The organism is Acidovorax sp. A1169 (assembly GCF_030704685.1).
GTDB lineage: Bacteria > Pseudomonadota > Gammaproteobacteria > Burkholderiales > Burkholderiaceae_C > Acidovorax.
The window spans coordinates 1-23,115 of record NZ_JAUZDX010000014.1 but is presented as its reverse complement, the minus strand read 5'-3'; the positions used below and the strand labels follow the sequence as shown (position 1 = coordinate 23,115).

The following is a 23,115-nucleotide window of genomic DNA, read 5'->3' as shown; positions in this document are numbered from 1 at the left end:
TTTGAGGAGACTGCGAATGCCTTTCCCCTTGAGGTTTCCCCGAGAGATGGAGTGGCTCCTGAAGGCCGCGCGGCTGCTCGGCACCATCCAGGGCGACCCAGGGCGGGTGAATCTCGTCCTGGAACTTCAGCAACTGCTCATCCGGCGCATCGCCCGCTCGAAGCTGAGCCATGACCGCCTTCAGGACGCCAGGCTCCGCCTCAAGCAGCGCCTGGTGAGAGAGCGGCTGATCGGAGAGAAGGCGCGCGAGACGAAAGAGCTGGTTCTGAAAATCCAGGACCGCTGTGACGCGCTGGAACATCTGCGCTTTCTGTACCGCTGCTTTGGCGATGGCATTGCGGCGACCTACCATCCGCCCCAACGCCACAGGTACTTCTATTTTGCGCAGAGAACCCAGGCCAAGGAACGCGCGGGACTCATCTCCCGGCAGGAAACGTTTCGCAGGCGGTACCGTGCCCTGAGGCTGGGCACCGGCATGGGCATCCCCGTTGTGCTGGCCGATGTGACGAACATGGTGGGGCAAGGCGATATCTGCGTGCTGGCGGGCAGTGAACCGCAGCCCGTGGAACTGACGTCTTTCGTGCAAAGGGGTTGCTCAGGGAAGCTCCTGGACGAGGAACTGCGGCGCACCATGCAGCTTCTGGCGGGCGGTTTTCCGGCGGATTTCCGCAGCACGCGCAATGCGCCGCCGCCGGAAATCCACCCCGCAACAGCGCATGCGGTGCACCTCAACACCTGTGTGCAGCAGGGCATGGAGTCGGGCATCGCGCAGGTCTTGCCGGAAGAGGGCCTGCGCTACGTGGCGATCCGCACGGACTACTACCAGAGCAACCCGGGTTGCCTGCGTGCGCTCAAGGGTATGGCATCGAAGTCGATGATGTCGATACAGGTGGCGCCCGAAATGGCCTGGGTGCCGATGCAGCCGTTCACCCTGTCAATGACTGCTGAAAATGCCGTTCTGTTCATGCAGGGGGCATTTCATCTCTTTGTCTGCATCGACTTGAAGGTACTGGTGTCCCACTTCGCATCGCTGGGGGTGCATGCCATTGCCTTGATGGACGGGGTGACGGCGCTGCAGATTTCCAACGACCCCGAGGACTCTGGGCCGGGGTCCTACCGGGTCAGTGAGGTCATCTTCCAACGCATCTCCTGCGAGTTCATTGCGCTGCGCAGTTTTGCCCAGGAAATGGCGGGAATGCTGGAGCCGGCAGACGCCCATGGGCTGCAGGATGCCGGTGACCGGGATCTGCTTTTTGCGCCACCAGCGCCTGAGTGGGACGAGGCGCGGCACTACTACGACGAAGAAGGCCCACGCCTGCATTGAGTGGACACCAGAACTGGCCGGTGGGACCGGATGTACGGGCAACCCCCTTGCCTGAACCCGGCGCGGGGCGCGCGAGTTCCGTGGGGGCTGGCTCAGGCGGAGGTTTGTGACTGCAGGTAGTTCTGCAGGCCAATCTTGTCGATCAGGCCGATCTGCTTTTCGAGCCAGTAGGCGTGGTCTTCCTCGGTGTCGCGCAGCTGGGTCAGCAGCAGGTCGCGGCTCACGTAGTCGCCCACGCTCTCGCACAGCGCCATGCCGTTTTGCAGGGCGGTGCGCACTTCGTATTCGGTGGCCAGGTCCTTGCGCAGCATCTCGGGCACGGTTTCGCCGGGGGTGAACTCCTTGGGCCGCATGTCGGGGCGGCCGCCCAGGAAGAGGATGCGGCGCAGCAGCGCGTCGGCGTGCTGGGTCTCTTCCTGCATCTCGTGGTCGAGGCGGGTGTAGAGCTTGATGAAGCCCTGGTCTTCATAGATGCGCGAATGCGCGAAATACTGGTCGCGCGCGGCCAGTTCGCCGCGCAGCAGATCCTTGAAGTAGTCGACGACCTGTGGGTTTCCCTGCATGTTTTTATCCTTGAATTCTGGCGGGGAGTATCGCGCGGACGAAGGCGTTTGGGGGGAATGTCCCCCTCAGCGCGCTCTGCATGCGTACAGGGATCAGAAGCGTTCTCATCGGGTGTCCGTGCCGTGCGCCACAGGGCCCCGCGCCAGCTTCCCCCACACCTCGCGGGGCTGCCGGCTGCCAACCGCCACGGCGCGCGGGCACAATACCGCCCAAATGCTGACCTACCCCCAAATCGACCCCATCGCCCTGCAAGTGGGCCCGCTGGCCATCCACTGGTATGGCCTGACCTACCTGGCGGCCTTCGGGCTGTTCATGCTGCTGGGCATCGCCCGGCTGCGGCACCAGCCGTTCGCCTCCATCACCGGCCCGGGCGCGTGGACGCGCAAGGATGTGGAGGACATCCTCTTCCTGGGCGTGGCGGGCGTGGTGATCGGCGGGCGGGTGGGCTACTGCCTGTTCTACAAGCCCGGCTATTACCTGAGTCACCCGCTGGAGATTTTCTACGTGTGGCAGGGCGGCATGGCTTTCCATGGCGGGCTGCTGGGCGTGATCGTGTCCATGCTGTGGTTTGCCCACTCGCGCAAGCGCCCCTGGCTGCAGGTGGCCGACTTCGTGGCGCCCTGCGTGCCCACGGGGCTGGCGGCAGGCCGCGTCGGCAACTTCATCAATGGCGAACTCTGGGGCCGCTTTGCCAGCCCCGACCTGCCCTGGGGCATGGTGTTCCCGCAAAGCGGCTCCATGCTGCCGCGCCACCCCTCGCAGGTCTACCAGTTCTTGCTGGAAGGGCTGCTGCTGTTCGTGCTGCTGTGGCTGTATGCCCGGCGCGAGCGCCGTGAGGGCCAGGTGGCCGCCGTCTTCCTGATAGGCTACGGGGCTTTCCGCTTCATCGCCGAATACTTCCGTGAGCCCGATGCGCACCTGGGCATCCTCTCGCTGGGCATGAGCATGGGCCAGTGGCTGTGCGTGCCGATGATCGTGGCGGGCATCCTGATGTGGCTGTGGGCCGCCAAGCGCGAGGGCGGCACGCCTGCGCTCACCACGCCCAAGTCCTGACCTGCCGCGCGGTGCCGATGACCGTCACCCGCCGCCGGCTCCTTCTGGCCAGCGCTGGCGCGTCACCGCTGCTGTCGTCATGTGCCACGGACCTCACGCGCTACCAACACCAGCAGGTGGCCGAGGTGGCTGCCAGCCTGGGCGTGTGCGCGGCGGCGCATGCCACGCTGCAGGCGGGCCGTGTGCAGGAGACCGTGGTGGCAGGCACCTGTGGTGCGGCACCCGACGCGGTGTTCCAGGCCGCCTCGCTGACCAAACCCGTCGTCGCTTATGCCATGCTGCGCCTGGCCCTGGCGGGGCAGCTGGACCTGCATGCGCCTGTCTCGCACTACCTGCCGCAAGGCTATGTGCACTACCAGCATGTGCTGCGGCGTAAACCCGGCGATGCCAGCGACACCGTGCCCGCCAGCACGCTGGCCCGCATCCCGGTGGCCGCCTTGCTCAACCACACCTCGGGCCTGCCCAACTGGACCGGTGGCACGCTGGCCCCCGCCTTCGAGCCCGGCCAGCGCTGGCGCTATTCGGGCGAAGGCTATGTGCTGCTGCAGACCGTGATGGAGGCCGTCACCGGCACGCCCATCGCGCAGTGGATGGATGCTGAGGTCTTTGCACCCCTGGGCATGCGCGATTCCAGCCTGGTCTGGAAGGCCACCTTGGAAGGCCGGGCCGTGCATGCCCATGGCGGCGCCGCCAGCGGCATGCGCTGGGGCCTGCCCGTGGCTGCCGCCTCGCTGTACACCACGGCGGGAGACTATGCGCGCCTGCTGGCCGCCGTCGTGGCAGATGAGCGCTTGCTGGCGCTGGCCTTGTCCGCCCCCGTGGTGGCCGACAAGGCGCTGGGGCTGGAGTGGGGCTATGGCTGGGGCATCGAGCGCACCCCCTCAGGCCCCATGCTCTGGCAGTGGGGCAACAACCCGGGCTTTCGCAATTTCGCGATGGTCTCGCCCGGCTCGGGCGATGGCTTTGTGCTGTTGACCAACAGCGACCGGGGCATGGCCCTGGCCGTGCCGTTGGCGCAGCAGGTGCTGCCGATGGAGCACCCGGTGTTCAGGTCCCCACTGGTGGGGTGATTTCAGCCTCTCAGCCCAGCGGCTTGCGCATCAGGGCCAGGTACTGGCCCTGGATGTAGTCGTCGATGCGCGCGTACTCGGCGTAACCCTGCTTGATGTAGAAGGCACGTGCCTGCCACTCGAAGGTTTCGAGCTTGGCGTTCTTGGCACCCAATGCCTTGCCTTGCGCTTCGGCCATGCCCAAGAGGCGGGCACCGAGGCCGTTGCCGCGCTGATCCTCGGCCACCCACAGCACGTCGGTCTGCAGCCAGTACAGGAACACATAGGAGCGGATGCCCGCCACCAGCCGGCCGTCCGGGTCGCGCACGTCCAGCCGCACCGGCTGCGCCTGCGGGTACTCGCCCACCGTACGGTAGTTGAACTCACGCATCTGCTTGCCGAGCGTGCCGGCCTGCAGGTCTTCGGGGGAGGGCGGAGCGAAGGTGAAGGAATAGGCCATGGATGCAGGGGGCGGGCTGGATGGGGCGGCGATTATGCCGGCAGGTCGGCCGCTTGCTCTATGGAACCTGCCTCCCCCAGCCAGGCCTGCACCTGCCCGCGGATGCCGTCCAGCACCGGGTTGGGCGTGCGCGCCACGCGCTGCACCCAGGCGATGTGCGATTGCAGTCCTTGTGTCGGTATGTCCAGCGCCACCAGTCGGCCCTGCGCCAGCAAGGGCGCGGCCGGGGCCACGATGCCCAGGTAGACCGCATCCGTGTGGCTGACCACGTCCAGCAGGTCGGCCACCGATTCGCTGCCCAGGGTGATCAGTGTGTCGGGGTGCGCCTGCAGGCCCAGGCGCTGCACCAGCAGCCGTCCCATGGCCGCGCTCATGCCGGTGCAGGCCACGGCAAATTCCGTGAGGTCGGCAAATCGCACGGGGTGCCGTTGTGCCAGGGGGTGGCCGGGCCGCACCAGAACCCCGGTGGGCAACTCGGCCAGGGTGTGCACTTCCAGGTCGGCATGGGCTCCGGGGAGGGAGCGCTGGTCCATTACCAGCGCGTCCAGCGCGCGGTCGCGCAGGGCTTGTATCTGCTGCGCCTGGGGCCCGCCGCTCAGCTGCAGGCGCATGTGGCCTGCTTGCCCCGCCGCCATGTGCAGCAGGCGGCTGCCCAGCAGGGCATGGGGCGTGGCGCTCATCCCCAGGCGCACGGAGCCCGCTTCGCCGCTGACGTGGTGGCGCACCACCTGGTGCAGCTCGTCGGCCTGGGCCACCACCTGGCGCGCGTGTTCGAGCACGGTGCGGCCTATGGGTGTGAGCGCATTGCGCTGGCCGCTGCGCTCGACCAGTGCCGCGCCCAGGTGGGCCTCCAGCATGGCGATGCTGCGGCTGAAGGCGGCCTGCGAGCGCCGCGTGCTGTCGGCCGCACGGGTGAAGCTGCCGCTGTCGGCCAGGGCAATGAAATGGCGCAACTGGGCGATGGTGGTGCTCATGCGGAAAATCGAACGAAACGACTTGAATTATGCATTGGACGAACATTTCGTTACCGGCATAGCATGCAGCCCTCTCTCCCGCCCACCGAATCCAAGAAAGCGCTGACGTACATGATCAAGAAACTCCTGCTGGGGCTGCTGGCCCTGGTGGTGCTGCTGGTAGCGGCGCTGGGTATCAACACCGCGCGCAAGGGCTCGCGCCAACTGGAGGTGGCGCCCATCGCCCGCCTGCCGGTGGACGATGCCGCCGTGGCCGCCCGCCTGGCCGAAGCAGTGCGCCTGCGTACCGAGTCCTCGCGCGACGATGCCAACTTCAGCGCCGGCCAGTTCCTGCAGTTCCACGCCTTGCTGCAGCAGCGCTTTCCGCTGGTGCACGCCAAGCTCAAGCGCGAGGTGGTGGGCGACCTGAGCCTTCTCTACACCTGGCCCGGCAGCGATGCGAATGCCGCCCCGGTGATGCTGATGGCGCACCAGGACGTGGTGCCCGTGGCGCCCGGCACCGAGGGCGACTGGGCCCAGCCCCCGTACTCGGGCGCCATTGAGGGCGGCTTCGTCTGGGGCCGTGGCTCCTGGGACGACAAGGGCAACCTCATGAGCCAGCTCGAAGCCGTGGAGATGCTGCTGGCCAGCGGCTTTGCGCCCCAGCGCACCATCTACCTGGCCTTCGGTGCCGACGAGGAAGTGGGCGGCCTGCGCGGCGCCGCCAAGATCGCCACGCTGCTGCAGGAGCGCAAGGTGCGCCTGGATTTCTTGATCGACGAAGGCTTGTTGATCCTGGACGGCGTGATGCCCGGCCTGGCCAAGCCGGCCGCCGTCATCGGCGTGGCCGAGAAGGGCTACATGTCGGTGGTGATGAAGATGTCGGGCACGCCCGGCCATTCGTCCATGCCGCCGCACAAGGGCAGCAGCGCCATCGCCATGATGAGCGACGCGCTCAAACGCCTGGACGAAGAGCAGATGCCCGGCGGCATACGCGGCGTGGCGGGCGAGCTGTTCGACACCTTGGCGCCCGAGATGGGCGGCGTGAATCGGGTGGTGCTGTCCAACCTGTGGCTGTTCCGCCCCGTGGTGCAAAAGCAGTTCGAAGGCGCTGCCAGCACCAACGCCATGCTGCGCACCACCACGGCGCTGACCATCGTGAATGCCGGCAACCGCGACAACGTGGTGCCCGGCCGCGCCGAGGCCACGGTCAATTTCCGCATCATGCCCGGCGATACTCAGGAGCAGGTGATGGAGCACATGCGCAGCAAGATCAGCGCGCCCACGGCGCAGTACGAGCTGAGCCCGCTGCCCGGCGCGGTGGACGCCTCCAAGGTCGCACCCACCGATTCCACCCAGTACCGGCTGCTCAACCAGACCATCCGCGAGATCTTTCCCGATGTGCTGGTGGCCCCGGGCCTGATGGTGGCGGGCACGGATTCGCAGCACTACGGCGCCATCAGCGACCACATCTTCAAGTTCTCGCCCGTGCGCGCGAACTCGGAGGACCTCAAGCGCTTTCATGGAACCAACGAGCGCCTGGAGATCGCCAATTATGCGGATGCGATCCGCTTTTACCACCGCCTGATCGGGCAGGTGAGCCAGGCGGGCGCCAAGCCCTGAGTCGACCTTTTCAGGGGCCGGCCAGCTGGTCCATGGCTTCGCGCGTGAGCCGGTAGCTCAGCCTGTCGGCCACGAGCACCGCACCCAGGCTTTCGTAGAAGGCGATGCCCGCGTGGTTGCCGGCCTTCACGTTCCAGTCCATGCGGCCGCAGCCTTCGCTGGCGGCATGGCGGGCCACCCAGGCCATCAGCGCGCGGCCTGTCCCCCGGCCTCGGGCGCTCGCGCTGACGAACAACTCCTTGACCATGCACTGCAGCCGGTGCCCGGGGCTTGGGTCCACCAGCGAGTGCAGGAAAACGATGGCTGCAAACCCATGGGCCTTGCCCGCCGCATCGCTGGCCACCACCAGACGCACGGGCGAGCCGGGCGCGAGCAGGTGGTCGCGCAGGTGCGCATGCACGGCCTCGCGCGGGGCCGTGGCCACGCCGGCATCGGCGTAGTAGGCATTCAGTTCGCAGAGCAGGTCGGTCAGCGAGGCATGCGGACTGTCTGCCAGCGCGATGTGCAGCATGGGGACGGAGCCCAAGCTGCCGTTACGGGAAGAAGCGCTGGAGTGCATCCTCGAAGGCGGGTACGTCGGCACCGACGTGGCTGGCGTTGTACTCTGCCCTGAGCAGCGTCAGCCCCGGGTTGCTCTGCGCGGCCATCTGGGTATACAGCGGATTGACGATGAGTACCGTATTGCCGTTGATGGCGCCCGTCAGGAACAGCGTGGCGGGCAGGGGCTTGCCGTCGAGCTGCTTTTCATAGGCGAGGAAGGCCCTCGCATCACCGTGGCCGCCCACGCTGGACTCGGTGGACAGGTAGTGCGAGAAGCTCAGCGCGCCGGCCATTCCCTCGATCACCAGGGCTGCCACCACGAAGTAGCCGCCGTGCGACAGACCCGAGAGAGCGCGGCGCTTGGGGTCGGCGCGGTACTGGCGCTCGATGCTGGGTGCCAGCTCCTTGGTGATGAAATTCAGGTAGACGGCAGCGCCGGGCAGCAGGAAGTCCGTGCCGCGTTGGGCCGTGCCACCGATGCCGACCAGGATGGCCTGTGTGCCCCGGCGCTGCATCACCTGCTTGAAGGTGTCGAAGCGCGTGGGGGCCAGGCCGCTGCTGCCGTACACCGCATCGCCTTCGGTCACATAGATGGTGGGCAGAGTGGCCGTGCCCGTGGCATAGGCCGGGGGCAGGTAGACGCGGATGGCGTACGAGCCGCCCGTCGCTTCGGACCTGAGCGACGAGTTGATGACCTGGCCCACAGGCTCGGCAGGCGGCTCTTCGCTGGACGAGCCGCCACCGCCGCAGGCAGCCAGCGCCGTGGCGGCGGCTGCCGCCAACAGGGCCGTGCGGCGTGGCATGGAGACGGTGGTGGGGCGGGGCGATGGCTTTGGCGGCATGCGTTGGACTCCTCCTGTTCGGCCCATTGTAGGGAGGCATGCCTGACGGTGCTGATGACCGCCGCACGGATGCTTCTGCCGGCTCAGAACTGCGCGCGGTCCAGGTCCGCGATCAGTGTGGTCTCCACCGGCCGCCAGCCCAGGCGCTGCTGCGTGAGCGCGCTGGAGGCGGGGCTGTCCATACCGGCAAAGCGGGCCAGCCAGCCAAAGTGCTGCTCGGCATCACTGGCCGGTACCGAGGCCACGGGCAGGTTCAGACACCGGCCGATGGATTCGGCAACCGCCCTGAGGGCCACACCTTCTTCGCCCACCGCGTGGTAGCGTGCGCCGGCCTGGCCCTGTTCCAGCACCAGCCGGTACAGGCAGGCGGCATCGAGCACATGCACGGCGGGCCAGCGGTTGGCGCCTTCGCCCAGGTAGGCCGACACCCCTTTCTCGCGGGCCAGCGCGATCAGGTAGGTGATCAGGCCCTGCTTGAACGGGTCGTGCACCTGCGGCAGCCGCACCACGCAGGCATGCACTCCCTGCTGCGCCAGGGCGGTGGCAGCCTCTTCCGAGGCGCTGCGCGGCACACCGGCGCTGCTGGGCACGGGCGCATCCTCTTCGGTGCCCACGCCGCCCCTGTTGCCCAGCAGCGTCATGCCGGTGGTCACGAGCAGGGGCCGGTTGGTGCCCGCAAGCTCGGCGCCCAGCGCCGCGATGACCCGCCGGTCCGCCTCGCAGTTGGCCGCATAGGTTGAAAAGTCGTGGTTGAACGCCGTGTGGATCACGCCATCGGCGTGGGCAACGCCGCGGCGCAGGCTGGGCAGGTCGTCGATGGAGCCGCGGTGCACCTCGGCCCCCACGGCGGCCAGGCGCTCGGCCCCTTCGTCCGAGCGGGCCAGGCCCAGCACACTGTGGCCCGCATCGATCAGCTCATTGACGACGGCCGTTCCCACAAAACCGGTCGCGCCGGTCACGAATACTCGCATGGTGATGTCCTTCCTGTGAAAGGAAGGCAGTGTCGCCACGGCGCTTATCCGGGTAAAGTAGTGATATTATACAGGTATAAAAAGTAACAGGACTGCATCCATGCCCGACACCAACGACAACCCGCTGGGCAACTACCTGCGCGACCGCCGCACCCGGCTGGACCCTGCCGCCCTGGGCTTTCCGCTCGCGCGCCGGCGCACGCCCGGCCTGCGCCGCGAAGAAGTCGCCCAGCGCGCCCATGTCAGTGCCACCTGGTACACCTGGCTGGAGCAGGGGCGCGGCGGGGCGCCTTCGGCCGACGTGCTGGCGCGCATCGCCCGCGCGCTGATGCTCACCGAAGCCGAGCGCGAGTATGTCTTTTTGCTCGCCCTGGGCCGCCCACCCGAGGTGCGCTTTCAGGACCCAGAGGGCGTGACGCCCCGGTTGCAGCGCGTGCTCGATTCGCTCGAAACCAGCGCCGCCTATGTGAAAACCTCCACCTGGGATGTTGTCGCCTGGAACCATGCCTCCACCCTGGTGCTGACCGACTATGGCGCGCTGCCCGTGGGGCAGCGCAACATCCTGCGCGTGGTTTTCGGCAGCGCGGCGCTGCGCCGCAAGATGCCCAACTGGGAGCGCGATTCGCGCTTCATCGTCGGCGCCTTCCGCGCCGACGTGGCGCGCGCCGGTGCTGCTGCCCGCGTGCAGCCCATGGTGGACGAGTTGTGCCATCTCGACCCCGAGTTCCGCGCGCTCTGGCGCGACAACGGTGTGCAGAGCAGCTATGGCGAGCACCCCAAGCACGTGGTGCACCCCGTGGCTGGCCCCATCGACCTGGAGTATTCGGCCTTTGCCGTCGATGGCCGGCCCGACCTGGGCATGGTGATCTACACCCCGGCCACGCCGCGCGACCTGGCGCGGGTGAAGGCACTGATTGCGGCGGGCGAGGAGGGCAAGGCGGCAGCAGCGGCAAGTGCTGCTGTCAGGCGCAAGCGCCAGACCACGCATGCATAGGCACGCCCCTAAAATTGCCGATGTAACAAAACCGCCAGTCCCGCATGCCTGCAGGAGACAAGCCAGATGAACGCCATGCCCGCCGTACCTTTGAGCTTCGAGCAATTCCAGGCCCAGTCGCTTGCCGGCGGGTTCGACGAAGTGCGGGTGCGCGAATGGGCCCCCGGCCAGGTGGTGCCCGAGCACCGCCACGACTTCGGCGTGAGCGCTATCGTCGTGCAGGGCGAGATGTGGCTCACCTGCGAGGGCCAGGAGCGCCACCTGGTGCCCGGAGATACCTTTACGCTGTACCGCAATGAGCCGCATGCGGAGCGCTATGGGGCGCAGGGGGCGACTTACTGGGTGGCACGGCGCAACGCAGGGGATTGATGGGGCAGGGCGCTGGGCTTTCAGCCCTTGCCAAACAGCCCGTCGAAACGTGCCTGGAACTTGCCCATCACCTCATCCGCTGAAGTGCCTTGCAACAGGTCGGGGTCGAACATATGGTCTCCGACATAGATCAGCGCATCGTCCTTGCCTTCTGCCGCATCGTCGCCGGCCACGGGAAAGGTGGGCTGCAGCCTGTAGGTTTCCAGCCGGAAGACCCGCCCTTGGTACCGGGTGGTATTCACTTCGCGCGAGATCTCGAGACGGAATCGAAATGCATCTCCGTCACCAGTGCTGAATGGCTCTACGTCGATGGTTCTGACCAGCTCGCGCAGTTTTTTCATGTTCTCTGTTCAAGGCTTCTTGTTGTGAACGAATGCTTGCGCTGCAACGGGTGAGCTACAGAGGGAACGACCTACGTGCAGCGGCGCGACGGATAACAAATTCACTCTGCGAGGTTACAGCGTTGCTGCTACCCACTTGCGCACCTTTGCTACTCGCCAGTGTGCCGCTTCGAGCCCTGACGGCTGTTGCTCCACTGCCTCTTTTCTCCAAATTTGGCCCTGCCTTACCAAAAAACACGTTTCCCCTCTTGTCATTTTCCATAATTATGAGAAATTACAACCATGTGAGAGCAAAGCCTGCGTTTGCCGTCATTTGATGGCACGTTGGCGGCAAAAGCCGGGGGCCCTTGTGGGGCCTGGCAGCTGATTCACCCGGAGTTCACCCGCACATGCGCCTGGTATCCAATTCCCTGCACGATGAAGTCGCCTCGCGCCTGCGCGAGGAGATCTTTGCCGGCACGCTGGCGCCGGGCATGTTTCTGGACGAGGCGGCGCTGTGCGAGCGGCTGGAGATTTCGCGCACGCCGTTGCGTGAGGCGCTCAAGGTGCTGGTGGCCGAGGGCCTGCTGCGCCACGAGCCGCGCCGTGGCTGCTTTGTGGCCGAGGTCACGTCCCAGGACCTCGACGATATCTTCCCCGTGATCGCGCTGCTCGAAGGCCGCGCCGCGCACGAGGCCACGCGCCGCGCCAGTGCGGGCGACGTGGCCGCGCTGGAGGTGCTGCACCAGCGCCTGCAGGCCCACGCCGCAGCCGGGCGCATCCCCGAATACTACGCAGCCAACCACGCCATCCACGAGGCCTTCATCACGCTGGCGGACAACCGCTGGCTGGCCCAGGTGATCGGCGATCTGCGCAAGATCCTGCGCCTGGCGCGGCTGCAGCAGTTGCACGCGCCCGGCCGCCTGCAGCAGAGCCTGGCCGAGCACCTGGCGGTGTTTGCCGCCCTGAAGGCCCGGGACTGCGATGCCGCCGAGGAGGCCATGCGCACCCACCTGCTGCGCCAGCGCGAGGCCTTGCGCGACGTAGCCCGCACCCAGCAATCGAGGTTGACACCATGAACATGAACACTGCCCCCGAATGGATTGCCCGCAGCGTCTCGCGCCTGCGCTCTGCTGCACCCGCCATCGACAAAGCCGCAGGCGACAAGCCTGCCGGTGACAAGGCCCCGGGCGACAAGCTTGCGCGAGCGGCCGCCGACAAGGCCAACGTGACCGACGTGGTGGCCAAGGTGGCTGTCCCGCGCTCCACCAACGAACGCCTGGCGGCCACGCTGCGCCGCGGGCAGGAGGCCTTGTCGCCGCGTGCCCTGCGCCGCCTGCTGGCGGACCTGCAGGAGGTGGTGGCCCCGCAGGTGAGCGAGCTCGAAGGCGGGCGCCGCGCCCACGGCGTGGCCCAGTGGTATGCCGAGGCCGCGCCCGAGGAGCGGCGTGACATGTGGCTGCTGCTGTGCGAGCAGTTCGCACCCGATGCCACGCGCTTCAAGTCCGCCCGCCAGCGCTACGAGGCCGCAGCCGGCACGGCCGAGGAGGGCCAGGCCGAGATCAGCCTGCGCCGCGCCCTGGTGTCGCCGCGCACACGGCTGCTGCAGCGCTTTGCGGTGGTGCCCGAAGGCATGCGTTTTTTGCTGGACATGCGCGCCGAGCTGCTGCCCCTGCTCAAGGCCGACAAGCGCCTGCTGCCGCTCGATGCGGAGCTGGAGCACCTGTTCTCGACCTGGTTCGACGTGGCCTTCCTGGAGCTGCGCCGCCTGTCGTGGGACTCGCCTGCCTCGCTGATCGAAAAGCTCATCAAGTACGAGGCGGTGCACGACATCCGCAGCTGGGCCGACGTGAAGAACCGGCTGGACAGCGACCGCCGCTGCTACGGCTTCTTCCACCCGCGCCTGCCCAACGAGCCGTTGATCTTTGTCGAGGTGGCGCTGGTGGATCGCATCTCCAGCAGCATTACCCCGCTGCTGGACGAGGCCGCCGCACCGGCCGACCTGGCCAAGGCCACCACGGCCATTTTCTACTCCATCAGCAACACCCAGACGGGGCTGCGCGGCGTGAGTTTTGGTGATTCGCTGATCAAGCACGTGGTGGAAACGCTGACCGAGGAGTTCCCGCGCCTGCGCACCTTTGCCACGCTGTCGCCCATCCCCGGCTTTCGTGGCTGGCTGGCCAAGCATGCGGCACCCATGCTGGAGCGGCTGGACGACAAGCGCCGCGCCGAGCTGGGCCGCGCCGTGGGCTTCGAGCCGCCCCAGGCCGCGCACCTGCTCACCGCGCTCGAAAAGCCGCTGGACCTGGACGCCCGCTCGCCCGTGCGGCAGATGCTGCTCGAATGCGCGGCCCACTACCTGGCGCGCGAGCTGGCCGAGGGCAAGCCCGTGGACCCGGTGGCGCGCTTTCACCTGGGCAATGGCGCGCGCGTTGAGCGCCTGAACTGGGGCGGCGACCCCTCCACCAAGGGGCTCAAGCAGTCGTACGGGCTGATGGTCAACTACCTGTATGACTTGAAGCGCATCGACAAGCACCGCAGCATGCTGGCACAGGGCAAGGTGCCCGCATCGGGAGACATCGACAGCCTGTGCAGGGGCTGAATCGCGGCGTCACCGCGCCTGTGTGCCGCGTCCAGAGGGGTAACCCGTAACCCCTGGGGCCGTGGCGTGCATCGGTGACACCCGTGTCGTGAGGCGGCGCTACCATGCGCCTTTGTTGTGTTGGACCTTTTATTTCTATTTTTATAAGACAGGAGACAAGATGAAAGACAACGACCTGCAGCGCCGCGACGTGCTGCGCGGTGCCGCTGCTGCGGCCGCCGCACTGGCCTGTGGCAACAGCTGGGCCCAGGCGTCCGCATGGCCTAGCAAGCCGGTGACCGTGGTGGTGCCGTTCCCCGCAGGCGGGGGCACCGATGCGTTTGCGCGCCCTCTGGCCGCGCAGTTTGCCAAGTCCACGGGCAAGGCCCTGGTCATCGACAACCGGGGCGGCGCGGGCGGCACCGTGGGCGCCAGTTTTGCCGCCAAGGGGGCACCCGACGGCTACACCCTGTTCATGGGTGCCGTGCACCACGCCATCGCCCCGTCGATGTACCCCAAGCTCGACTACGACATCGAGAAGGACTTCATCCCCCTGGCCCTGCTGGCCAACGTGCCGCAGGTGGTGGTGGTCAACCCCAAGGCCGTACCGGTGGCCAACTTCCAGCAGTTCATCGATTTCGTCAAGCGCAACCCTGCCAAGCTTAACTATGGCTCGGCCGGTGCCGGCACCTCGCACCACCTGGCGGGCGAGCTGTTCAAGCAACAAACTGGCACCTTCATCACCCACATCCCCTACCGCGGCGCAGGCCCGGCCCTGCAGGATCTGATCGCCGGCAATGTGGACATGATGTTCGACGGCCTGGGCTCATCGGCGGCGCACATCAAGGGGGGGCGCATCAAGGCGCTGATGGTCTCGGGCAGCAAGCGCAACCCGGCCTTCCCCGATGTGCCCTGCGCCGCCGAAGTGGGCCTGCCCGACTACACCGTGACCACCTGGTACGGCCTTTGGGCGCCCAAGGGCACGCCAGCCGACATCCAGGCGCGCATCGTGGACGAAATCAAGCGCCTGGGCACGGCCGAAGAACTCAAGACCATCTGGGCCAGCAACGGGGCCGACTACGGCGGCCTCACCCAGCAGCAGTTCGGCGCCATGGTCAGCAGCGAAGTCAAGCGCTGGGCCACGGTGGTCAAGGCCTCGGGCGCCAAGCTCGACTGAAATGAAGCACCCCCTGAGTCGCTTCGCGCCTCGGTGCCGTCGCCAGAGGCGACGGCTCTTCGAGCACGTCCAAGCCTGCGCAGGCATGCTTGGAGCCGCGGCCCTCAGCCCCTCTCTCTCCTCGCTGCGCGAGTCGGGAGGGGGACGCCCCCGTTGCGGCGGGGCGGCCCTTGCACGGGGGCACTGGCCTGGGCCGCGCCAGTCTCATGCGATGTGGGGCGCGCTCAGCGCCATAAACAACTAAGAGAAAAGGCGATATGCAGGCAGTAGCAGTACCCGCAGGGACATCGGCAACCAGGGCCGAGGTAGTCGCTACGCGAGCGCCCGGTGCAGCCGGCGATGCTGGCGTGGTGCAGGTCACGCTGCGCCACACCGGCCGGCTCAACGCCATGTCGCGTGGCATGTGGCAGCAACTGCGCGCGGTGTTCAAGGACATTCAGCGCAGCCACGATGTGCGCTGCGTGCTGATCGAAGGCGAGGGCGCGGCCTTCTGCGCGGGTGGCGATATCTCGGAGTACCCGGGCTTTCGCTTCGACGCGGCGGCGCTGCGTGAATTCCACGAAGGCGATGTCTGGGGCGGGCTCTCGGCCATGCTCGACTGCGACGTGCCCATCGTCGCCCACATCGTCGGCGCCTGCATGGGCGCGGGCGTGGAGATTGCCAGCTGCTGCGACGTGCGCGTGGCCCATGCTGGCGCGCGCTTTGGCGCACCCATTGCACGCCTGGGCTTTCCCATGGCCCCGCGCGAGGCGCAACTGGTGGCCGGCGCCGTGGGCGAGGTCACCGCGCGCCAGATGCTGCTGGAAGCCGCCACCTTTGGCGCTGACGAGATGTTCTCGCGTGGCTTTCTGAGCCGCGTGGTGGCCGATGCCCAGGAGGCCCGCGCCGAGGCCCTGGCCAGCGCCTGCCGCATCGCGGCGCTGGCGCCAGGGGCCGCACGCCTGAACAAGCAGACCCTGCGTGCGCTGAAAGCGCCGCCGTCCATCGACCCGTCGCAGCACCACCCTGCGTCTTCCAGCCACCACCACGCCACAGACCCTTATGCCTACGCGGACAGCGCCGAGCACCGCGAAGGCATCACCGCATTTCTTCAAAAACGCCCCCCTGTGTTTTGAACCGCCGCTTTGTTGCCTATACGGATGACCGCACCATGAGTTCCACCCCTCAGCAAAACCTCTTTTGCGCCCTGCGCGCCGCCTTCCCCGCAGACCTGGCCAGCACGGCGGTGGAGACCTCCACCGCCGATGGCCGGCCGCTGCTCTACAGCTGGAGCGACCTGGACCGCGCCAGCGCCCGCATCGCCAACCTGCTGGTGTCGCTCAAGCTGCCCGAGGGCAGCCGCGTGGCCGTGCAGGTCGAGAAATCGGTCGAAGCGCTGCTGCTGTACCTGGCCACCTTGCGCGCGGGCTACGTGTTCCTGCCGCTCAACACCGCCTACCAGAGCGCCGAGATCGAGTACTTCATCGGCAACGCCGAGCCTGCCGTGGTGGTCTGCACGCCCGGCAATTTCGGCTGGGTGAGCAAGATCGCCTTCACCCAGGGCACGCAGCATGTCTTCACGCTGGGCGACGACCGCACCGGCAGTTTGCTGGACCGCGCCGCGCACCATGCAGATGAGCACACGCCCGTGCAGCGAAAGGCCGACGACCTGGCCGCCATCCTCTACACCAGCGGCACCACGGGCCGTAGCAAGGGCGCCATGCTCACGCACGGCAACCTGCTGTCCAACGCCCAGGTGCTCAAGGAATACTGGGGCTGGAAGCCGGGGGATGTGCTGATCCACGCGCTGCCCATCTTCCACGTGCACGGCCTGTTCGTGGCCATGCACGGCGCGCTGATCAACGGCAGCAAGATGATCTGGTTCAGCAAATTCGACCCCAAGGCCGTGCTCGCCGCCATGCCGCGCGCCACCGTCTTCATGGGCGTGCCCACGCTCTACGTGCGCCTGCTGGCCGAGCCGGGGCTCACCAAAGAGACCGCGAAGAACATGCGCCTGTTCGTCGCGGGCTCCGCGCCGCTGCTGATCGAGACCTTCAACGAATGGCAGCAGCGCACGGGCCACACCATCCTGGAGCGCTACGGCATGAGCGAAACCATCATGCTCACCTCCAACCCCTATGCGGCCGACAAGCGCCACCAGGGCCAGACCGAGCGGCGCGGCGCCACCGTGGGCTTCCCTCTGCCCGGCGTGGGCCTGCGCGTGGTGGACGATGCGAACAAGCCGCTGCCGGTGGGCGAGATCGGCGCCATCCAGGTCAAGGGCCCCAACGTCTTCAAGGGCTACTGGCGCATGCCCGAGAAGACGGCCGAGGAGTTCACGGCCGACGGCTGGTTCAAGACCGGCGACGTGGGCAAGGTCGACGAGCGCGGCTACGTGAGCATCGTCGGGCGCAGCAAGGACCTGATCATCAGCGGCGGCTACAACGTCTACCCGGCCGAGATCGAGGGCTACATCAACGACATGCCCGGCGTGGCCGAAAGCGCCCTAGTGGGCGTGCCCCACCCGGACTTTGGTGAAGTGGGCGTGGCCGTGGTCATCGCCAAGCCGGGTGCCAAGCTCGATGGCGAGGCCATCGTGGCGCAGCTCAAGTCGCAGCTGGCCAACTTCAAGATCCCGAAGCGCTGCTTCGTGGCCGACGAATTGCCGCGCAATACCATGGGCAAGGTGCAGAAGAATTTGCTGCGGGACCAACACAAGGGCTTGTTTGCCTGAACGGAGCAGCACTGACCTGATGCATGATCGAGAAAGGGCCTGCGGGCCCTTTCTTCATGGATGTAGCTCTTGCCCCGAGGACCTGATCACGGTGCCGCCAGCTCCACCGGTTGCTGCCGCGCAAAGTCGATGAAGCTGCGCAGCGGGACGGGCACGTAGCGCTGCTGCGGGTAGTACAGGTAGGGCACGCCCAGGCCCGGCGCCCAGTCGGCCAGCACGCGCTCGAGCCGGCCGGCTGCCTCGTCGGCCAGCACATAGCTTTCGTGCACATAGGCCAGGCCCGCGCCGTGCAGGGCGGCGTTGAGGGCGATGTGCGCATCGTTCACCGTGAGCGGCCCGCGCGGCACCACACTGGCGCTTTCGCCATCGCGCGCGAAGTGCCAGGTGAACAGGGTGCCACCCGGAAAGCGCCGCCGTATGCAGCGGTGCGTCGCCAGGTCCTGCGGCGTGGCGGGCCGTCCGTGCTCGGCCAGGTAGGCGGGCGATCCCACCACGGCATAGCGCTGCGCCGGGCCGATGGGCACGGCCACCACGTCCTGCGCCAGGTCGTCGGCAAAGCGCACGCCGGCATCGAAGCCGCCCTTGACGATGTCCGTCATGGCCGCGTCGGCGCTGATGTCCACGCCGATGTCCGGGTAGGCCTGCTGAAAGCGCGCCACCAGTGGTGCCAGCACGAAGTGTGCAATGGGGCCCGGCGCATTCAGGCGCAGCGTGCCGAAGGGCATCTCGCGGTAGCGGTTGAGCCGGTCTACCGCATCCGCTATCTGGGCCAGGGCCGGCTCCAGGTGGGCGAACAGCTCCTTGCCCGCATCGCTGGGCGCCACACTGCGCGTGGTGCGTTTGAGCAGCACCACGCCCAACTGCTCTTCCAGCCGGCGCAGGTTCTGGCTCAGCAGCGAGGGCGTCACGCCCCGCTCCAGCGCCGCGCGGCGAAAGCTGCCATGCCGGGCCACGGCGGCGAAGACTTCGAGGTCGGCCAGCGGAATGCGGTTCATTGTGTAGCCAGGGTTCATTGTTTGTGAATCATTATGGGTCTATCGCTTCGCTGTAGGCACTTTTACAGTCGGCAGCAAGCAATCACCTGGATCACGACCCATGCCCATGTCCTCCCGTTTCCCCCTGCGCCTTGCCCGCTTCGCCACCCTGGCCGGCCTGCTGGCGCTGGCACCCTTGGCATGGAGCCAGGGCGCTCCCGCTGCTGCTGTGGCCATCTGGACCACTGCGGCCCTGGCGGGCGTGGCGCGCCAGGAGCTGTACCCCGAGGTGCTGGGCGGCAAGATCTACGTGGCGGGCGGCCTGCTCAGCCCCAATACCGGCTACTCGGCCCACTTCGAGGCCTACGACCCGGCAACGGATGCCTGGACGCGGCTGGCCACCTTGCCGCAGGCGCGCCACCACATGACGCTCACCGCCGTCGGTGGGCAGCTCTACGGCGTGGGCGGTTTCACGGGGGGCTTTCCCGTCTGGCAGGCGCAGCCCACCATGTTCATCTACGACCCCGCGCGCAACGCCTGGCGCGCCGGCACCGACTTGGCCACGCCGCGTGCCGAGGGCATCGCCGCGGCAGTAGATGGCAAGCTCTACCTCATCGGCGGGCGCGTGCGCGCCACGCCCGCGGCCAGCCATTTCGACGAGCATGTGGACAGCACCCTCAACGAGGTGTTCGACCCTGTGCGTGCGCAGTGGTCGGCCCGCGCCCCGGCGCCCACGGCGCGCAACAGCGCGGCCTATGGCGTCATCGGCGGCAAGGTCTATGTGGTTGGCGGGCGCCAGTACGGTAAGAACCCCGACGGCACGGCCCGCCAGGTGAACGTGCCCACTCTGGAGGTCTACGACCCCGCCACCGACACCTGGGCCACGCGCGCCCCCATGCCGCAGGCCCAGGGCGGCCTGGCGGCCACGGTGCTGGACGGAAAGCTCTACGTGTTCGGCGGCGAGCAGTGGGTGCCCGAGCAGAAGGTGTTTGCCGACAGCTGGGTTTACGACCCCGCCACCGACCGTTGGTCCGCCTTGCCGCCACTGCCCACGCCGCGCCACGGCCTCGGCGCGGCCACGCTGGGCAAGCGCGTACACGTCTTCGGCGGCGGCCTGCGCACGGGCGGCAATGCCGCCACGGCGGTGCATGAGGTGCTGGTGGTGGACGCCGGCAAGCCCTGACGCTCAACAACTCATGCGGCGGCCTGGAATGCGTGCTTCAGGTACTCGGCCACATGCTTTGCCGCCATGTCCTGCACCGTGGCCAGCTTGATGTGACGCCGCCTTTTGCCAGCGCCCTCCAGCACGCCATGCGGGTCGGGCAGGGCGGCACCTTCGCTGAACTCCAGCGACACGTGCTTGGTGTACGAGAATATGCCGCAAAAGGGCCTGTCTGCACTGAACAGGATGCCTCCGTACTTCACTTCCTCGGTCACCGATGCATCCAGGCCCAGCACGGTGTCACGCAGGGTCTGGACCAGTGTGTAGCGGTCCGCATCGTGTGCGCGGAGGTCGTCGAGCAGTTGGGCAACGCGGTCGGCTGCAGTGGGCATGGTGTTCTCCAGAGGGCGGTGGTGTGTGCAGGGCGTGGAGCGGGGTACCCCTCCGCAAGCGCATATGCTGCCATGGCGTGCGGACCGCTTTTGTCAGCAGGCCGTCATGGCCCACCCGGTCAGCGTCTACTGCAGCAACAAGGCCAGCATCGACAGCGCCACCAGTGCCCCCCTTCCAGCTTCAGGCGCATCGCCGAACCACCCGCAGTAGCGTGCCGTGGTACGGCGGGGGCTTGTGGCCAGGAGCCTGGCGACTGGTGAGTGCACGGCAGGACGCTGCGCTGCGCAGCCTCACCCCGCCCGCGCATACCGCCCCGGCGCCTGCCCCACATGCCGGCTGAACGCGGTGCTGAACGTGCTGGCCGAGCCGTAGCCCACGCGCTCGGCCACCTCGGCCATGGCCAGGCCGCCCTGGCGCAGCAGGCCCTTGGCCAGTGCCATGCGCGAGCCCAGCAGGTACTCCATGGGCGGCATGCCCACGGCGCGCGCAAAGCGTTCGTAGAAGGCCGAGCGCGAGAGCGCCGCCGTCTGTGCCAGTTGCGCCATGGTCCAAGGGCGGGCAGGGCTGGTGTGCATGTGGCGCATGGCCTGGCCAATGCGCGCATCGGCCAGGCCGCGCAGCAGGCCGGGCGGTGCCTCGTCGCCCGATGAGGTCGAGCGCAGGGCCTCGATGAGCAGCAGCTCCACCAGGCGAGACAGCACCAGGTCGCGGCCCGGGCGGTCCGCCGCCGATTCCTTGCCCACCAGCTGCACCAGCGCCTGCAGGTGCTCGACCCCGCGCACGTGCATCAGCGCCGGCAGCAGGGACACCAGCAGGGCCGCGTCGGGCGAGCCGAAGACAAAGTAGCCGCCCAGCAGGCGCACATCGGGCGGGCCGTCCTGCTCGCCGTGGCGCACTTCGCCGGTGGGGGCGGGCGCCGTCTTCGGGTCGATGGACCGAGGCGCCGCCGGTTCGGCCCCCGCCATGGTGAAGCCAGGCGTGGCCGGCAGCAGCACGAAGTCGCCGGCCCCGAGGGTGATGGCGTCCTGCCCGTCCACCGCCAGGCTGCAGCGGCCTTCCAGCACCACGCAAAAGCTCGGGTGCCCGAAATCGGAATAGCGCACGGCCCAGCGGCCCGCGCCGCTGATGCCTTTGGAAAACACGGCGCGCGGCTGCAGCAGGGCGATGACTTCGGCAAGGGGATCGTTCATGGCCGGACGATTGCTAATGAAAACAGGACGTTTCGTTGTGGATGGTCCGGTCAATGGTCCCTATCGTTGGGGCCTTGTCAAGCCCTTCCATTCAACCCCCCCCCCGGAAATCACAATGACCCACACTGTCCTCATCACCGGCTGCTCCTCCGGCTACGGCCTCGAAACCGCGGGCCACTTCCACGCCAAGGGCTGGAACGTGATCGCCACCATGCGCAGCCCGCGCGCCGACCTGCTGCCCACCGGCGAGCGCATGCGCGTGCTGCCGCTCGACGTGACCCGCGCCGACAGCATTGCCGCCGTGCTGGCCCAGGCCGGGCGCATTGACGTGCTGGTGAACAACGCCGGCATCGGCCTGTTCGGCGCCTTCGAGGCCACGCCCATGGCCACCGTGCGCGAGGTGTTCGAGACCAACACCTTCGGCCCCATGGCCATGGCGCAGGCCGTGCTGCCGCAGATGTGTGCGCGCCGCGCGGGCACCATCGTCAATGTGACCTCCAGCGCCACCCTGGCGCCCATGCCCCTGGTGGCGGTGTACACCGCGAGCAAGACGGCCATCGAGGGCTTCACGGCGTCGCTGGCCTTCGAGCTCGAAGCCTTCAATGTGCGCGTGAAGCTGGTGCAGCCGGGCTACGCGCCCTCCACCCGCTTCACCAGCAACGGCAGCGAGCGCATGCAGGGCCTGATCCCCGAGGCCTATGCGCCCTATGCACACAGCGTGTTCGCGTCGTTCGCGCAGATCGGCGCCGTCACGACGGAGGCCGACGTGGCCCAGGCCGTGTGGCAAGCCACCACGGGTGCCGGTGCACAGCTGCGCTTTCCCGCCGGGGAAGATGCGGTGGCGCTGGCGCAGGCACCACGCTGAAGACGCGCGCCCCTGCTGCTGTCACCAGGCGCCGTGCGGCGGGCCGGGATCAACTGCGCGAAAGCCACACTGCCGCTACCATTCCTTGCTTGAAACATCTTCCCCACGCAAGGCGTTGGGAGGCAACCGCCAACCAACGCACAGGAATTTGCACATGTCAGTAGAAAAAGTGGCCCTCATCACCGCCGGCGGCAGCGGCATGGGCGCAGCGGCCGCGCGCAAGCTGGCGGCCGATGGTTACCGCGTGGGCATTCTGTCCTCGTCGGGCAAGGGCGAGGCGCTGGCCGCCGAGCTGGGCGGCCTGGGCGTGACTGGCTCCAACCAGTCCGTGGAGGACCTGGGTCGGCTGGTGGACCAGGCGGTGGCCCGCTGGGGCCGCGTCGACGTGCTGGTCAACAGCGCCGGCCACGGCCCGCGCGCGCCGGTGCTGGACCTGACCGACGAGCAGTGGCACACGGGCATGGACGTCTACCTGCTCAACGTGATCCGCCCGACGCGCCTGGTCGTGCCCCACATGCAAAAGCAGGGCGGGGGCAGCATCATCAACATCTCCACCGCCTGGGCCTTCGAGCCGAGCGCGATGTTCCCCACCTCCGCCGTGTTCCGTGCCGGCCTGGCGGCCTTCACCAAGCTGTTCACCGACAGCTACGCCAAGGACAACATCCGCATGAACAACGTGCTGCCCGGCTGGATCGACAGCCTGCCCGCCACGGAAGAACGCCGCCAGACCGTGCCCCTGGGCCGCTACGGCAAGAGCGCGGAAATCGCTGCGACCATCGCGTTCCTGGCGTCGGAGGGCGGGGCTTACATCACCGGCCAGAACCTGCGCGTCGACGGCGGGCTGACGCGCTCGCTCTGATCTGGGCTCTGGTGGGGAAGCGGCTGCCAGCAAGGGGCGTGGGCGCTGTTGTTCCTGGTTGGTGGCTGCTTCTGTGGTCGTGGTTGGCGCGTGCCATGTTGGAGGGCGGAGGCCGGGGTGTGCGCCCGGCGGCGCACCT

Annotated in this window: 24 protein-coding genes; 14 read left to right on the top strand and 10 right to left on the bottom strand. The window is 67.8% G+C overall.

Going from position 1 to position 23,115, the window contains the following annotated elements; translation table 11 throughout:
• Positions 1–16 precede the first annotated feature (16 nt).
• The gene (locus QYL93_RS20880) at positions 17–1,324 is read left to right on the top strand and encodes a hypothetical protein (RefSeq protein WP_305745459.1); all 1,308 of its coding nucleotides are present in this window, start codon (positions 17–19) and stop codon (positions 1,322–1,324) included.
• A 92-nt stretch (positions 1,325–1,416) separates the two neighbouring features.
• On the opposite strand, the gene bfr is transcribed toward QYL93_RS20880, so the two are convergent.
• Entirely contained in the window at positions 1,417–1,887 is a 471-nt protein-coding gene (bfr, locus tag QYL93_RS20875) for a bacterioferritin (RefSeq protein ID WP_305745458.1), read from the bottom strand.
• Positions 1,888–2,101: 214 nt separating this feature from the next.
• Between bfr and lgt the strand changes: the two genes are divergently transcribed.
• Positions 2,102–2,941 carry a prolipoprotein diacylglyceryl transferase gene (gene lgt / locus QYL93_RS20870; RefSeq protein ID WP_305745457.1) on the top strand — a complete coding sequence of 280 codons (840 nt, stop codon included), beginning with the start codon at positions 2,102–2,104 and terminating at the stop codon, positions 2,939–2,941.
• A gap of 17 nt (positions 2,942–2,958) precedes the next feature.
• The gene (locus tag QYL93_RS20865; protein ID WP_305745456.1) at positions 2,959–4,011 is read left to right on the top strand and encodes a serine hydrolase; all 1,053 of its coding nucleotides are present in this window, start codon (positions 2,959–2,961) and stop codon (positions 4,009–4,011) included.
• Positions 4,012–4,021: 10 nt separating this feature from the next.
• Here the strand turns inward: QYL93_RS20865 and QYL93_RS20860 are convergent, their stop codons facing one another.
• Entirely contained in the window at positions 4,022–4,450 is a 429-nt protein-coding gene (locus QYL93_RS20860) for an N-acetyltransferase (RefSeq protein ID WP_305745455.1), read from the bottom strand.
• 32 nt (positions 4,451–4,482) lie between these two features.
• Positions 4,483–5,424 (bottom strand): LysR family transcriptional regulator, encoded by a 942-nt coding sequence (locus QYL93_RS20855; RefSeq protein ID WP_305745454.1) that lies wholly within the window; start codon positions 5,422–5,424, stop codon positions 4,483–4,485.
• Positions 5,425–5,535: 111 nt separating this feature from the next.
• On the opposite strand from QYL93_RS20855, the gene QYL93_RS20850 reads away from it, so the two are divergent.
• Positions 5,536–7,026 (top strand): M20 family peptidase, encoded by a 1,491-nt coding sequence (locus QYL93_RS20850; RefSeq protein ID WP_305745453.1) that lies wholly within the window; start codon positions 5,536–5,538, stop codon positions 7,024–7,026.
• 10 nt (positions 7,027–7,036) lie between these two features.
• On the opposite strand, the gene QYL93_RS20845 is transcribed toward QYL93_RS20850, so the two are convergent.
• The 3 genes from QYL93_RS20845 to QYL93_RS20835 all read right to left on the bottom strand — a co-directional run bounded on the left by QYL93_RS20845 (position 7,037) and on the right by QYL93_RS20835 (position 9,379).
• Positions 7,037–7,552 carry a GNAT family N-acetyltransferase gene (locus QYL93_RS20845; RefSeq protein ID WP_305745452.1) on the bottom strand — a complete coding sequence of 172 codons (516 nt, stop codon included), beginning with the start codon at positions 7,550–7,552 and terminating at the stop codon, positions 7,037–7,039.
• Between the two features lie 7 nt (positions 7,553–7,559).
• Positions 7,560–8,408: an alpha/beta hydrolase gene (locus QYL93_RS20840; protein ID WP_305745451.1), complete on the bottom strand. Its 849-nt coding sequence runs from the start codon at positions 8,406–8,408 to the stop codon at positions 7,560–7,562.
• Positions 8,409–8,491: 83 nt separating this feature from the next.
• On the bottom strand, positions 8,492–9,379 hold the full coding sequence (locus tag QYL93_RS20835) for an SDR family oxidoreductase (RefSeq protein ID WP_305745450.1): 888 nt from the start codon (positions 9,377–9,379) through the stop codon (positions 8,492–8,494).
• A 100-nt stretch (positions 9,380–9,479) separates the two neighbouring features.
• On the opposite strand from QYL93_RS20835, the gene QYL93_RS20830 reads away from it, so the two are divergent.
• The gene (locus QYL93_RS20830) at positions 9,480–10,373 is read left to right on the top strand and encodes a helix-turn-helix transcriptional regulator (RefSeq protein ID WP_305745449.1); all 894 of its coding nucleotides are present in this window, start codon (positions 9,480–9,482) and stop codon (positions 10,371–10,373) included.
• A gap of 75 nt (positions 10,374–10,448) precedes the next feature.
• Positions 10,449–10,742: a cupin domain-containing protein gene (locus tag QYL93_RS20825; protein WP_305745448.1), complete on the top strand. Its 294-nt coding sequence runs from the start codon at positions 10,449–10,451 to the stop codon at positions 10,740–10,742.
• Positions 10,743–10,762: 20 nt separating this feature from the next.
• Here the strand turns inward: QYL93_RS20825 and QYL93_RS20820 are convergent, their stop codons facing one another.
• A complete protein-coding gene (locus QYL93_RS20820) occupies positions 10,763–11,083 on the bottom strand; it encodes a hypothetical protein (RefSeq protein WP_305745447.1) in 321 nt (106 codons plus the stop codon).
• A gap of 389 nt (positions 11,084–11,472) precedes the next feature.
• On the opposite strand from QYL93_RS20820, the gene QYL93_RS20815 reads away from it, so the two are divergent.
• The 5 genes from QYL93_RS20815 to QYL93_RS20795 all read left to right on the top strand — a co-directional run bounded on the left by QYL93_RS20815 (position 11,473) and on the right by QYL93_RS20795 (position 17,533).
• Entirely contained in the window at positions 11,473–12,141 is a 669-nt protein-coding gene (locus tag QYL93_RS20815) for a GntR family transcriptional regulator (protein WP_305745446.1), read from the top strand.
• 2 nt (positions 12,142–12,143) lie between these two features.
• Positions 12,144–13,664: a malonyl-CoA decarboxylase gene (locus QYL93_RS20810; protein WP_305745595.1), complete on the top strand. Its 1,521-nt coding sequence runs from the start codon at positions 12,144–12,146 to the stop codon at positions 13,662–13,664.
• A 160-nt stretch (positions 13,665–13,824) separates the two neighbouring features.
• A complete protein-coding gene (locus QYL93_RS20805; protein WP_305745445.1) occupies positions 13,825–14,820 on the top strand; it encodes a tripartite tricarboxylate transporter substrate binding protein in 996 nt (331 codons plus the stop codon).
• Positions 14,821–15,077: 257 nt separating this feature from the next.
• Positions 15,078–15,935, top strand: a complete 858-nt coding sequence (locus QYL93_RS20800; protein ID WP_305745444.1) for an enoyl-CoA hydratase/isomerase family protein — start codon at positions 15,078–15,080, stop codon at positions 15,933–15,935.
• A 35-nt stretch (positions 15,936–15,970) separates the two neighbouring features.
• Positions 15,971–17,533 (top strand): malonyl-CoA synthase, encoded by a 1,563-nt coding sequence (locus tag QYL93_RS20795; protein ID WP_305745443.1) that lies wholly within the window; start codon positions 15,971–15,973, stop codon positions 17,531–17,533.
• Between the two features lie 86 nt (positions 17,534–17,619).
• Here QYL93_RS20795 and QYL93_RS20790 read toward each other — a convergent pair whose 3' ends face one another.
• Positions 17,620–18,528, bottom strand: coding sequence for a LysR family transcriptional regulator (locus QYL93_RS20790; protein WP_305745442.1), 909 nt, complete (start codon positions 18,526–18,528; stop codon positions 17,620–17,622).
• 100 nt (positions 18,529–18,628) lie between these two features.
• On the opposite strand from QYL93_RS20790, the gene QYL93_RS20785 reads away from it, so the two are divergent.
• Positions 18,629–19,690, top strand: a complete 1,062-nt coding sequence (locus QYL93_RS20785) for a kelch repeat-containing protein (RefSeq protein WP_305745441.1) — start codon at positions 18,629–18,631, stop codon at positions 19,688–19,690.
• Between the two features lie 11 nt (positions 19,691–19,701).
• On the opposite strand, the gene QYL93_RS20780 is transcribed toward QYL93_RS20785, so the two are convergent.
• Together QYL93_RS20780 and QYL93_RS20775 are read right to left on the bottom strand one after the other, a co-directional pair.
• Entirely contained in the window at positions 19,702–20,061 is a 360-nt protein-coding gene (locus QYL93_RS20780) for a DUF1801 domain-containing protein (RefSeq protein ID WP_305745440.1), read from the bottom strand.
• Positions 20,062–20,352: 291 nt separating this feature from the next.
• Positions 20,353–21,252 carry an AraC family transcriptional regulator gene (locus QYL93_RS20775; protein ID WP_305745439.1) on the bottom strand — a complete coding sequence of 300 codons (900 nt, stop codon included), beginning with the start codon at positions 21,250–21,252 and terminating at the stop codon, positions 20,353–20,355.
• Positions 21,253–21,367: 115 nt separating this feature from the next.
• Here QYL93_RS20775 and QYL93_RS20770 point away from each other — a divergent pair, with 115 nt between their 5' ends.
• Positions 21,368–22,117: an SDR family oxidoreductase gene (locus QYL93_RS20770; RefSeq protein WP_305745438.1), complete on the top strand. Its 750-nt coding sequence runs from the start codon at positions 21,368–21,370 to the stop codon at positions 22,115–22,117.
• Between the two features lie 154 nt (positions 22,118–22,271).
• Complete coding sequence (locus QYL93_RS20765) at positions 22,272–22,976, top strand: SDR family oxidoreductase (RefSeq protein WP_305745437.1); 705 nt, start codon at positions 22,272–22,274, stop codon at positions 22,974–22,976.
• Positions 22,977–23,115: the final 139 nt, after the last annotated feature.